This window comes from Verrucosispora sp. ts21 (genome assembly GCF_002879555.1).
GTDB lineage: Bacteria > Actinomycetota > Actinomycetes > Mycobacteriales > Micromonosporaceae > Micromonospora > Micromonospora gifhornensis.
The window spans coordinates 41,266-50,808 of record NZ_PNOZ01000047.1; the positions used below are offsets into that span (position 1 = coordinate 41,266).

Consider the following 9,543-nt stretch of genomic DNA (forward strand, 5'->3'; position numbering starts at 1 on the left):
ATGGCCAGCAATCCAGCGAACCTGCTGCGTGCCCGTTGGCAGACCGTGCGCCTGCTGCGTCGGGGTGGTGCCGTCCTGGTTACCGTCCTGGTCCTGACCAACCTGCTGCTGGGTGTGCTGCCCGTGCTGTTCATCGTGGCGACCAGCATCCTGCTCGGGCAGGTTCCGGCGGCCGTCAGCGGCGGCCTAAACTCCGCGGCCTGGGACTCGCTGGTGACGGTCTTCCTCGGAGCGGCCCTGGCCTTCGTCGCGCAGCAGGTGATCACCCCCCTGCGGACCTCGCTCGGGGATCTGTTGAGCCGCCGGGTCGATCAGCAGGTGCACGACGAGTTGATGGCGGCGGCGCTGTCCCCGGTGGGCATCGCGCCTCTGGAGGACGAGCAGAACCAGGACCGGCTGCGGGTGGCGGCGCTGAAACTGCAGTTCGCCGTGCAGACGCCGGGCGATGCGTGCGCGGGTCTGCTCGCCCTGCTGGCCCGGTACACACAGTTGCTTGCGTACGCCGTGGTGATCGGTGTGGCGTTCTCCTGGCTCGCGGCGGCGGGTCTGATCCTGTCGGTGCTGCTGGTGCGACACAGCACCCGGGGCGGGCTGAGTCGCTATGCCGAGGCGCGGCAGCGGTTGAGCCGCGCCGAGCGCCGGGTGCACTACCTGCGAGGGCTTGCTGTCGAACCCCTCGCAGGCAAGGAAATCCGGGTGTTCGGCCTCGTCGGCTGGCTGACCGCGACGTACCGCCGGGTGTACCTGATGTGGCTGCGACCGCTGTGGGCCTACCGTCGGCGGATCCTGCTTTGGCGGTACCTGATCTTCGCCGGGCCGAGCCTCGCGGTAGGCGTCGCGGTGTTTGCGGCGGTGGGCGTGGCCGCCCCCGCGACGCTGACGCTCACGCAGTTCGCCCTCGTGGTGCAGGCGACGCTGGGCGCGATCGCGCTCGGCAGCTACTACGCCGAGGCCGACGTGCAGACCGCCGTCGGTATCTCCGCCTACGACGACGTACGCCGCTTCGTGGGTCGTCTGGCGGCGACCGGGCCCGCCACCCCGCCGGTGCCAACGCGTCCGCTGCCGTCGCTACGCGGGGAACTGCACTTCGACCGGGTGAGCTTCCGCTACCCCGGCCAGGACCGCGCGGTCCTTGATGAACTGGACCTGCGGATCCCGGTCGGGAAGTGTACGGCGATCGTCGGCGTCAACGGTGCCGGCAAGACCACGCTGGTCAAGCTTCTGGCCCGGCTCTACGAGCCGACCGGTGGCGTGATCCGGGCCGATGGGGTGGACATCCGCTCGTTTCCCGTCTCCGAGTGGCGTGCCGCGATCGGCGTCATCTTCCAGGACTTCCTGCGATACGAGACCTCGGTCGCCGACAACATCGCCTTCGGCGCGGTCCATCACCGTGACGACCGGGCCGGGGTGCGTAGGGCCGTCGCGTCCGTGGGACTGACCGACGATCTGGACCGGCTTCCCGCCGGCCTGGACACCCCGCTGGCGCGACACATCGCCGACGGAGCGGAGCTCTCCGGCGGTCAATGGCAGCGGGTGGCGTTGGCCCGGGCGATCTTCGCCGTCCAGCACGGCGCGCCGATCGTGGTCCTTGACGAACCCACCGCGAACCTCGACGTGCGCGCCGAGGCACGCTTCTTCGACCAGTTCGCCGAGTTGACCCGAGGCGTCACCAGCCTGCTGATCTCCCATCGGTTCTCCACCGTCCGACATGCCGACGTGATCGTCGTCCTCGAACACGGGCGGGTGGTCGAGCGGGGCAGCCACGAGGAGTTGATGGCAACCGGCGGCCGGTACGCGCGGCTGTTCCGGATGCAGTCCGACCGGGTGCTGGGTCCGGAGGAGGCTCCCTCGGACGACGTCGATGCCCGGGAGGTGCTCAGGTGAGCGCGACGTTCGCCGGTAGCTGGCGGATGCTCGCCACGGCGTGGCGGATGCACCGCGGCAAGACGGTTACCGCGATCTTCTTCGTCGTGGCGGGCGCGTCGGCGGCGCCACTGCTCGCGCTGGTGCTGGGCTCGATGACCGACGCGGTGGTCGCCGGGAACACACGTGTGGTGCTGCTGGCCGGGCTGCTTGCCGGCGTCCTGGCGTTTGCCACCGTCACCTTCGGCCACTTCGCCCACCTTGCCTACGTCGAACTGGCCGAACAGGCCGAACTCGACTTCGACGAGCAGCTCATCACCCTTTCCAACGGCTCGGTCGGGATCGCCCATCACGAGCATGCGGCGACCAGCGACACGGTGACCGTGCTGCAACGTGAGATCCGGCAGTTCGGCCGAGGGCTGGAAGCGCTGCTCAACGGCCTCGGCCTGGCGATCGCCGTGGGCATCACCGTGGTGCTGCTGGTACGGATGCACCCGCTTCTTCTGCTGCTGCCGCTGGCGGCGGTTCCGTCGCTCTACCTGAGTCGGCGGGCTGAGTACCTTGTGGACAAGGCGAAGACGGACACGGCGGAGACCACCCGCACGGCGCTGCACCTGTTCAACCTGACCACTCAACTGCCCTCGGCCAGCGAGCTGCGGGTGTTCGGGCTCGCCGACGAGTTGCGCCGCCGGCACGCCGGCCATTGGTCGGACGTGACCGCCCGGCTGTTTCGGGCCGACCTGCGAGCGGTCGTGCTACGTACCGCCGGTCAGGTGACGTTCGCGCTGGCCTACGTCGGCTCCGTACTGCTGCTCGTCCGGGCCGCCGTTGACGGGCGGCGCGGCGTCGGCGACGTCATCCTGGTCGTGGTCCTCGCCGCCCAGATCAACCAGCAGGTGACCGCCACCGTCACCCTCCTACGCGATCTGCAACGGATGGCGGCGCTCTACGGTCGGATGGCGCAGCTGCGCGCCGCCGTGCGCGACGCTGACCCCGGCGACCTGCCTGCGCCGGACCGGCTGCGGCACGGCATCGCCCTGCAGGACGTCTCGTTCAGTTACCCCGGAACCGGCAGGACGGTGCTGCGCGACGTCACGGTGACGCTGCCGGCCGGCAGCACGGTGGCGGTGGTGGGGGAGAACGGCGCCGGCAAGTCGACCCTGGTGAAGCTGCTCTGCGGGTTGTACCGCCCGAGTGGCGGCCGCATCCTCCTCGACCATGAGGACCTGCACCGGCTCCGGCCCGACGGGTGGCGCGAGCGCATCTCCGTCGCCTTCCAGGACGCGGTGCGCTACGAGTTTCGGACCCGTCACGCCGTCGGTATAGGCGATCTGGACAGCGGTTTCGCCGATCAGCCGGTACGCGACGCGCTGCGGCTGGCCCGGGCCGACGACGTGCTGCGCCAACTACCCGACGGCCTCGACACGGTGCTCGGCAAGGGTGGCAGCGGCGCAGAACTGTCCGGCGGCCAGTGGCAGAAGGTGGCCCTGGCCCGCGCGCTGGCCCGTCCGGCGCCGTTGCTGCTGGTGCTCGACGAGCCCACCACGGCAATGGACCCGGAAGCCGAGCTAGCCATGTTCGAGCACTACGCCGAGCAGGCAAGCCGGGTCAGCCAGGAAACCGGGGCGATCACCCTGTTGGTCTCCCATCGGTTCTCCACCGTCCGGACGGCAGACCTCATCATCGTGGTGCGGGACGGACGGGTCGTCGAGACCGGCGACCACGCGACTCTCAGCGCCGGGTCCGGTCCTTACGCCGAACTCGTCGCCATCAACGCTTGGGCCTACCGGTGACCGGTAGCCGGATGTCCGGCCCAGATGACTCCGTGAGGTCGCGGCGCCGCCGCTGACTGATGGATCCAGACAGGAGGAACCAAATGACCCGTTGGAGATCCGTGCTCGGCGCCGCGTTGGCCGCGGTGCTGTTGGGCGCATCCCTGATCGCACCGGCATCGGCCGCGCCGGGTGCTGCCCAGCCGCCGGCGCAGCGACTGAAGTGGGGCGCCTGCGCCGGCAGCAGCACCACCGAGCTGCGCTGCGCTCGTGTGAAGGTACCGCTGGACCACCGCAACCCGCGGGGACGCAAGATCGAGGTGATGATCTCGCGGCTGCCTGCCACCGACCCGGCCAAGCGGCGCGGCGTGCTGCTCAGTGCCCGTGGCGGACCAGGCCAGGGCGGCGGGATTTACCTGCCCGAGGACTATGCGGTCCTCATGGCGCCCGAGGTGCGGGCGCGCTACGACCTCATCGGGTTCGACGTGCGCTTCCTGGAGCAGAGCACCCCGATCACCTGTGGGTATCCGAGCGAGGAGCCGGAGGGGTTCTGGAATCGGGGCGCCCAGTCCCGGTCCGAGTTCGAGCTGCATGTGGTCGAGGCACGCCAGTACGCCCGGGACTGCCAGAAGCACGCCGGCTGGGCGCTGCCGCACGCCACCCTGGAGAACATCGCCCGAGACATGGACGTCATCCGGACCGCCCTTGGCGAACGGCGGATCAGCTTCCTCGGTGCGGATGCCCTGGGCACTGTCGGTGCCATCTACGCCACCCTCTTCCCGCGCCAGACCGACCGGTTCGTGCTGGACAATCCGCTCGACCCGACCAAGCTGTGGCAGTCGTCGAGGCTTGAGCGAATCGCGTTGATGGAGGACGGTCTCGATGAGTTCTCCGCCTGGATTGCCGACCGTGACGACGAGTTCGGTCTGGGCGACACGGCGGCGCAGGTCGAGCGGAATGTGGCGGAGATGTGGGAAAACGCTCCATGGTACGCCGGTGGCCGTTGGTGGACGGGTGATGAACTGGTCTACTACACGATCCTCGGCGTCTTCTTCGAGGCGTTCGAGTGGCGGATGGCGGCCAATCTGTCCGCGATCCGCCGCGGCGATGCGCCACCCGTGCAGTGGGGGCTCTACCCCACCGTCCGCCCCGGCGTGTTGGGTGTGCCAATCGACAACCACACTGCCGTGAGCACCGCGTACATGTGCGCCGAGAGCCCCTGGCGGAGCAATGTCGAGTCGTACTGGCGGGACCTGCAGAGGTACGTGCCGCCGTTCCCGAACTTCGGCGTCGCCGCCGCCAACATCTTCCCCTGCGCGTTCTGGTCGTCGCGCAAGGACAACCGGGTGACGCTGGGCAGTCGGCACACTCCGCCTGTACTGGTTCTCGGTGCGACCCGCAACTCGATCGTCCCACTGTCGAACGTCCGTGCGGTCGCCACCGCGCTGCGCGGATCCCGCCTCGTTGTCGAGGACTCCCGCGGTCACGAGCTGTATCCGTTCTTCGGCGGCGACTGTCTCAAGGACCGGGCAAACCGCTACCTGACCAGCGGTGATCTGCCGCGCGCCGACGTATGGTGCCCGGCGCCGGCGCAGACCGGCTGACGGTGGATCGCGCAGGGCCAGGCACCGTCGGGACTGTGTCTGGCATGCGCGGTCGGCAGTAGCAGCGTTGCTGCCGGTGGCGGCACGACGGGCATGACCCGCTCGGACGGTCAGCTTGGTTGCCATCCCAGGCTGGCCGTCCGATGTGGCTTTATGCCTCTGCCGCCTGCCACCGCTGCTGTGCCGCGATCGCCGCGTGGGGGCGTCGGGAAGGGTGGCCGCCGATTGCGCTGTGTCTCGTTCGTCGCCACGCTTGCCGGGATGGCCGGGCGCATCGCCTTGCGCCTCGGTCGACCGACACCACACGAGGCGGATGAGGGCGGCGTTGTGGCGTTTGCCTTCGGCGCGTTTGCAGTCGTAGTAGGCGCGGATGAACGCGGCGAGGAAGAGGGCGCGACCGCACGCCCGGGCCACTGCGACCGGCAGGGCACCGATCGAGGACGGCTGGTCGACCACCACCGGAATCCCGGCCGTGGCGGCCGAGCTCGTCGAGCAGCTGCTCAGCCTGACCTCAGTGTTCGGCGACGCCGCGTCGTGCAGCCGTCTGCCGTCCGAGGTTGACCCGACCGCGTGGTGACCGTCCTTGCCGACGTCCGACCCGAGGAACACGCCGTAGTCGCCGTGCACCCCACGCCTCCCACACCCTGTCACCTGCATCGGCCGCCGGGTCTGAGCGTCGGACTGCCGGCACCCACATTACGAAGAGACCGACCCCAACAGCACGGGTGGCCGTGTCCCTGACTTGTTGACTCGGGGGCAGACGCGAGGGCCTGCAGCCATAGCGTCCAGTGCGCCGGTCGGCTCAGATCCGCATGTTCCTTGGCGCTGATCGGGGCATCCCAGTCGATTGCCGCCCCTCTTGGGTTGGGGTTGGCCGCCGCCGGCGCGAACGTCGTCGACGTCCCCGCAACCCTCGCCGCCCGGGCACGGCTACTGACCACCGGCGGCGGCCGCAAGACCGACGCCACCGACGCTGCCAGCGTCGCCCGAGTCGCCCTGCACCACCACCGGCTCAATCCCGTGCAACCCGAGGATCAGAGCACCATCTTGCGGCTGCTGACCGAGCACCGCGACGACCTCACCCACGAACGCACCCGCATCCTCAACCGCCTGCACGGGCTCCTGCGGGACCTGGTCCCTGGCGGCGCGCCCACCGGCCTGTCCGCCGACAAAGCCGCCACAGCCCTACGAGGCGTGCGTCCGGCAAACGCAACCGACGCCTGCCGACGTGACATCGCCCGGCACCTTTTGGCCGCGCTCCGACGAATCGACGCCCAGCTCAAGAACTGCGAGACCGAGCTGAGCCAGGCGGTAACCGCAACCGGAAGCAGCCTGACCGAACTACCGGGCGTCGGCGTGATCATGGCGGCGAAGATCCTCGGCTACGTCGGCGACGTGGTCCGATTCCCCAACGCCGACCATTTCGCCAGCTACACCGGCGCCGCGCCCACTGATGCCTCCAGCGGACCCCGTAAACGCCACCGCCTCAACACCGGTGGCAACCGCCAACTCAACTCAGCCCTGCACATCATCGCCGTCGTCCAAGCCCACCACACACACCTCGGACGCGCCTACTACCAGCGCATACTCGGCGAAGGCAAGACACCAGCCGAAGCCCGACGCGCCCTGAAACGCCGTCTCGCCAACATCATCTACCGACGGATCCTCAAGATCAGAAACAACGACTTCTCAGCGACCTTCTTGGCAGACAGAGGCGCTATCAGCGGTCCACCGACGCCACCCGACCCGGCGACAACAGCCCCCGGATCATCCAAACGACAGGGGCAGGAAGTCATACCGGGCCGAGCGACCGAGAGGGCCCGACCAACTCCATCTCAAACACGCTTTGAGCGTCGGGAAGCTCGCGTACTCATGGCGGACATGCGTCGCGCGAAGATCGAACTGACGGTCATGCCGTCGGCCGGCGACATCGTCACAGCCTGTCTGGACGCGATCCCCATCAGTCTGAACGACGTGACCACGCTCGTCGAGCAGGGCTGTCCAGGTGGTCTCGAACTCACGCAGATGCGCCAGTGCCGGCTGGCGAAGAACCTGTTCACCGCAGTCCTGGGGCACCTGGACGACGTCCGCGACACGCGCCTCGCCGCTCACCTACGCGACTGGATCGACACCAAGCCGCGTCTCGGGTAGGGCGAGGCGGTGCCGGGGGTGGGACGGAAGCGACTGTATATTAACGACTGCTCATATCGCCGCAGCGACCAGATCGTTGAAGTCGAGGAACTGCCGCGGCTTCAGCTCAGCGAGGATCCGCATCACTGGCGAGTCGTACTTCTCGGCCATGTATCGGTAGTTGAGCGTGGCGGAGTGCATCAACTTCTCGAAGGGCCGCTCGTGCGGTATGTGGATTGCTTTGGCCTGTCGGTTGAAGATGAACTGGGCGCCGTCGCGGTGGAGTCGGTAGCCGAGGTCGAGGTCTTCGCCGCCCCAGGTGCGGAATTGTTCGTCGAATCCGCCGACGGCGCGTAGTTGGGCGGTGTCGGCGGAGATGTTGCAGGTCCAGAAGATCTGCCAGGGTGCGGGGATGCGGGTGAGGTCTTCGCCGTAGCGGTCGTAGAAGAGTTCGCGGATGTCGCGGCACTCTCGTTTGGCCTGCAGCCGTTCGATGCTGCCGTCGAGGTCGTTCACGTCGAGACGCTCCCCGACTACCTTGAAGTTGGAGTCATCGCCGGAGAAGCCGTAGATGTAGGGCAGCACGACGGTCGGGCCGGGGGTGGCCTCGTGGCTGGCGACGTGCTGGTTGAGGTTGTCGGCCTGCAGCATGACGCCGTCGTCGGTGAAGACGCAGATGGGGGAGCGGGCGTCGGCGATGCCGACGTTGCGGGCTGTGCCGGCGCGGAATCCTTCGTCGGGTTGGTAGTGGTAGCGCAGGTCCAGGCGGTCCTGGAAGCTTGCGGCGATCTTTGCGGTGTTGTCGGTGGAGCCGTCGTCGACGACGATGACCTCGAACTCGTCGGCGGGCATGTGCTGCCGGGTCAGGGAGTCCAGGGTGTGCCACAGCAGCGCCGAACGGTTGTAGGTCGGAATGACGACGGTGCATTTCAGCCCACTGGACACGGCCTCTCCCTGTGGACTCGGGGCATCGTGCGCGGCTCACGTCACGACGTTCGACGCATGGAACAGGCCGCGGGGATACCGGGCGTGCGACGGCCGGTCGTCCGACCGTGCTGTAGGCATCCTGGCACCGGATCAATCAGCCGGGCATCTCGTTGATTGCGCTCTAGGGCCTGCCTCTTGGCCAGCTATTTTCCACATCGAAGGCGTTGATCCCGAGGCTGGGAAGACGCCTTCTGACCTTCGTGGTGCTGGCGGCGAGGTTCACCTGCTGCTTGGCGCGGAGGCGGCTGGTGCCGCCACCAACGGCAGGGGCCTACCTCCGGTCGCATGCTCTATAGTTGTCGATGGCCCGTTATGCTCTGCGCGGGAATCTCGTACCAACCCACCGGAGGTTCGGATGTTTCTGATTCAACGGCGTGAGGTGGCGGAACAACTGGTTCTCTGCGAACTTCACGAGCGGTTGAGTCAGCGGGAGTTGGCCGACCAGCTGCGCGCGACGATGGATCGGTTGACCGACCTCGCCGAACAGCACGGTGGGGTGGCGGGCCCGATTTTCACGATTTACCGGGATGAGGAGTTCGACCCGGAGAACATCGCGGTGGAGACCTGCGTGCCGATCCGGCAGGAGCCGACCGGACCGGTGGCCGCGACGGTACGCCGGGAGCCGGCACACCAGGAGGTGTTCGTACGGCTGACGAAGTCGCAGGCAGTGCCGCCGCAGGTCGGTGAGGCCTTCGCAGCGGTGGCGGATTACGTCGAACAGCAGGGCCTGGTGGAGGTGGACGCGGCCCGCGAGGTGTACTTCACCGACTTCATCGCGGCCGACCCGGACGACCTGGTGATGGATGTCGCGTTCGTCGTCAAGTAGGTGTCGGGGCGCTACGCAGGGGCGTCCTGCGCTTGCTGCGTCGGCAGGTCGGCGACGAGCTGGTTGAAGTCGAAGTATCGCTCCATCGGCAGTTCGGCGAGCAGCTCGGTGACCGGCGTCCGGTACTTCTCGGCCATGTAGCGCTGGCTGCGTTCCCCACGATCGATCAGGACGTGCAGCGCCCGCTCGTGCGGTATGTGGATTGCTTTGGCCTGTCGGTTGAAGATGAAGTGGGCGCCGTCGCGGTGGAGTCGGTAGCCGAGGTCGAGGTCTTCGCCGCCCCAGGTGCGGAATTGTTCGTCGAATCCGCCGACGGCGCGTAGTTGGGCGGTGTCGGCGGAGATGTTGCAGGTCCAGAAGA

At 68.1% G+C, this 9,543-nt stretch carries 7 protein-coding genes and 1 pseudogene; 5 read left to right on the forward strand and 3 right to left on the reverse strand.

Annotated features, from left to right (window positions below; genetic code table 11):
* The 3 genes from C1A38_RS20340 (at position 1) to C1A38_RS20350 (ending at position 5,239) form a co-directional block, all read left to right on the forward strand.
* The gene (locus tag C1A38_RS20340) at positions 1-1,884 is read left to right on the forward strand and encodes an ABC transporter ATP-binding protein (protein ID WP_102659356.1); all 1,884 of its coding nucleotides are present in this window, start codon (positions 1-3) and stop codon (positions 1,882-1,884) included.
* Positions 1,881-3,656 carry an ABC transporter ATP-binding protein gene (locus C1A38_RS20345; RefSeq protein ID WP_233196921.1) on the forward strand — a complete coding sequence of 592 codons (1,776 nt, stop codon included), beginning with the start codon at positions 1,881-1,883 and terminating at the stop codon, positions 3,654-3,656. The genes C1A38_RS20340 and C1A38_RS20345 overlap by 4 nt, the downstream gene beginning before the upstream one ends.
* Positions 3,657-3,739: 83 nt before the next feature.
* Positions 3,740-5,239 (forward strand): alpha/beta fold hydrolase, encoded by a 1,500-nt coding sequence (locus C1A38_RS20350; protein WP_158244922.1) that lies wholly within the window; start codon positions 3,740-3,742, stop codon positions 5,237-5,239.
* A 396-nt stretch (positions 5,240-5,635) separates the two neighbouring features.
* Here C1A38_RS20350 and C1A38_RS31935 read toward each other — a convergent pair.
* Positions 5,636-5,896, reverse strand: a pseudogene (locus C1A38_RS31935) (IS110 family transposase); the annotation flags it as partial.
* 162 nt (positions 5,897-6,058) lie between these two features.
* Between C1A38_RS31935 and C1A38_RS31940 the strand changes: the two are divergent.
* Positions 6,059-7,390 (forward strand): IS110 family RNA-guided transposase, encoded by a 1,332-nt coding sequence (locus tag C1A38_RS31940; protein WP_233196922.1) that lies wholly within the window; start codon positions 6,059-6,061, stop codon positions 7,388-7,390.
* A 51-nt stretch (positions 7,391-7,441) separates the two neighbouring features.
* Here C1A38_RS31940 and C1A38_RS20365 read toward each other — a convergent pair whose 3' ends face one another.
* Positions 7,442-8,314, reverse strand: coding sequence for a glycosyltransferase (locus C1A38_RS20365; protein WP_102659351.1), 873 nt, complete (start codon positions 8,312-8,314; stop codon positions 7,442-7,444).
* A gap of 397 nt (positions 8,315-8,711) precedes the next feature.
* Between C1A38_RS20365 and C1A38_RS20370 the strand changes: the two genes are divergently transcribed.
* Positions 8,712-9,182: a GyrI-like domain-containing protein gene (locus tag C1A38_RS20370; RefSeq protein WP_102659352.1), complete on the forward strand. Its 471-nt coding sequence runs from the start codon at positions 8,712-8,714 to the stop codon at positions 9,180-9,182.
* Between the two features lie 11 nt (positions 9,183-9,193).
* Here the strand turns inward: C1A38_RS20370 and C1A38_RS20375 are convergent.
* On the reverse strand, positions 9,194-9,543 hold a 350-nt coding region (locus C1A38_RS20375), incomplete at its 5' end, for a galactosyltransferase-related protein (RefSeq protein ID WP_286047529.1).

What these genes read in the sequence shown, in the direction of transcription:
- C1A38_RS20370 (WP_102659352.1), top strand. Translation starts at nt 8,712, where the DNA reads ATGTTTCTGATTCAACGGCGTGAGGTGGCGGAACAACTGGTTCTCTGC.
- C1A38_RS20350 (WP_158244922.1), top strand. Translation starts at nt 3,740, where the DNA reads ATGACCCGTTGGAGATCCGTGCTCGGCGCCGCGTTGGCCGCGGTGCTG.
- C1A38_RS20340 (WP_102659356.1), top strand. Translation starts at nt 1, where the DNA reads ATGGCCAGCAATCCAGCGAACCTGCTGCGTGCCCGTTGGCAGACCGTG.